This window comes from Corynebacterium sp. HMSC29G08, assembly GCF_001806875.1.
Classification (GTDB): Bacteria; Actinomycetota; Actinomycetes; order Mycobacteriales; family Mycobacteriaceae; genus Corynebacterium.
This window is the reverse complement of sequence record NZ_KV786201.1, coordinates 1-2,133: the sequence shown is the minus strand read 5'-3', so window position 1 is coordinate 2,133 and position 2,133 is coordinate 1. Positions and strand designations below refer to the sequence as shown.

Below are 2,133 nucleotides of genomic sequence, written 5' to 3'. Positions count from 1 at the left end.
CCCAGGATGACAATGTTTTGGCCCAGGTGGCACCATTGTCCGTGAGCGAGTCTGCTGACTTGCTCGGGGTTGATGTTGCGGTCAGGCGTGCAGACTACATTTTCAAGGCAAGCATCAAGGTTTGGCGATCGGGATGCTTTCAGCAGTTTGTTGATGCGTCGTTCACGCCTGGCTGCGACTTCTTTATCGAGTGCGTAGAGCACCTTTTGGGAAAACGTCCATGTGTCGAATGCGGGATCGTTGGCGATGTCGATGACGCTTCTGCCGAAGGCAGTCATCCGCAGCGCGGTGAAGTCGGCTAGGACGGATTCGTCAAGGAAGCGATCTGTTGGCGGGGTTGGTGATGACATGGGCTTTAGTTTCCTTTCTTAGCGAGGTTGTCCATGCTGAACTGGTCTGCACCGCCGAGAAACGCGCCGGTAGTATCCCTGTCGGAGACTGCAAGGGCGGTGGATTGGTTGGTTGTGGTGCTGCGCGGGGGCTGGTCAGAGCCGCGGGGCCGTGTGGCGTGTTCTTTGCGTACGGCGGCCATCATGTTTTTGACTGCGGTATATGACACCGCCCGTCGGCTGCCGTTGTCGGCGGTCAGGCGCTGGCATGCCTCTTCCAGGATTGGTTTGTTGCCGTGTTTGCCCATCGACAGCACGTTTCTACAGGACTGGTACGCCTGGGCCGGGATGGCTTTCGCCGCGATGAGTTCTTCGATGACTTTGCGTGTTGCCGGGCCGATTTTTTGGGCTTCGCGATAGAAGTAGTCGCTTGTCCACAGTCCACGGGTGGAGTCCATTCCAGATGGAATGTGCTCATAGTCAGTGACATAGGCCCCACGCTTATGCGAAACCCGGTGGGTCGCTACGGTTGTCCCCTGGTCAAAGACGGTCAAGACTTGCCCGGTGATGCGCACATCGACAGTGCGGCCAACAAGCTGGTGCGGGACGGAGTAGCGCACGGTTGCAACCGTGATATGGAAATCTGGGGCTACTTTCGCACGCTTCCACTCGGTGTGTTGCCACGGGGTTTCCGGCAGATCGGCAAGCAGATGCTGTTCGTGTGCTTCAAAGAGATCCCTGCGGCTTGACTGCTGACTGCGAAATGGCATGGAGGTGTTGATCGCGTCGACCAAGCCCACAATCTTTCCGTTGAGCTCGTCTAAGTCAACACACTGGTGGCCCTCAAGAGCGTGGATGATCTTGTGCGTGACGATCTTTACCGCAGCTTCCACATTCGCTTTATCCTTCGGCCGACGCGCGCGTGTGGGAAGTGCCGCTGTGTTGTAGTGCTCCAAGAACTGCTGGTAGGTGTCGTTGACCTTCCGATTCCTATCGGCAGTGCTGATCGCGTTCGATGCCGTCGACGCGTTATCGGGGACAACAACCTGGCAGACCCCGCCGAAGTAGTCAAACGCTTGGCGGTGGGCATCAAGCCAGGACTGTTGTCGCTGGTCAACACACGCACACGCAAACAGCATCCCTGAATACGGCAGCGAGGCGACGAAAATGCTGACTTTCGCACCCTGTGTGCCCGCAGGGTCGTACAGGCGCATCTTGGTGCCTGCCCAATCCACCTGCATCGTATGCCCTGGCGCGTGAGTGATCCGGGCGGTAAGCCCGGCTGCATCGACATGGGAGGCAACCAGCTGGCGGAATCGGTCGTAGCTGTAATGACGCTGGCCTGGCTGGGCGGCAGTGGTGGTGTAGCGAGCCCACAATACTTGCAGTGTTTGCTTCGTACGCCCTGTGCGTGCTTTGACAACCGCGTCAAAGTCAATCGGAACGAATTCGCCTTGCCCGCTGGTGCGTTTATCAACGAATATCTCGTCCAGCTCGTCATTCGTCAGCGCCGCGACCTGCTGGGCAGTGGTTAGGCCAAGGCTTCGCAGCGCTTGGTTCGCCCGGGAAATCGCGCGATGCGAGCACCCGAGCTGGTCTTCAATCTGGCGGTAAGAACGCTTCTTTATCAGCAGCGTCATCACCGCACGGTAATCCGTCATTAGCAGACTCCTTCCAGTACGCGCCGCACCCGAGTGGTGCGGCTACCGGAAGTATCATCCCGAACGCCCTGAGCTGCTACCAGAAACTCACTGAAGCGCTACCGGATAGTCACGACACTGCTACCAAATAGCCGGTCGCAACA

At 58.0% G+C, this 2,133-nt stretch carries 2 protein-coding genes; both read right to left on the bottom strand.

Going from position 1 to position 2,133, the window contains the following annotated elements:
- Positions 1 to 350, bottom strand: a 350-nt coding sequence (locus HMPREF3101_RS11610; RefSeq protein ID WP_246816574.1) for an ATP-binding protein, incomplete at its 3' end; no start/stop codon positions are given.
- A gap of 5 nt (positions 351 to 355) precedes the next feature.
- A complete protein-coding gene (istA, locus tag HMPREF3101_RS00220; protein ID WP_070461857.1) occupies positions 356 to 1,990 on the bottom strand; it encodes an IS21 family transposase in 1,635 nt (544 codons plus the stop codon).
- Between the last annotated feature and the right edge of the window lie 143 nt (positions 1,991 to 2,133).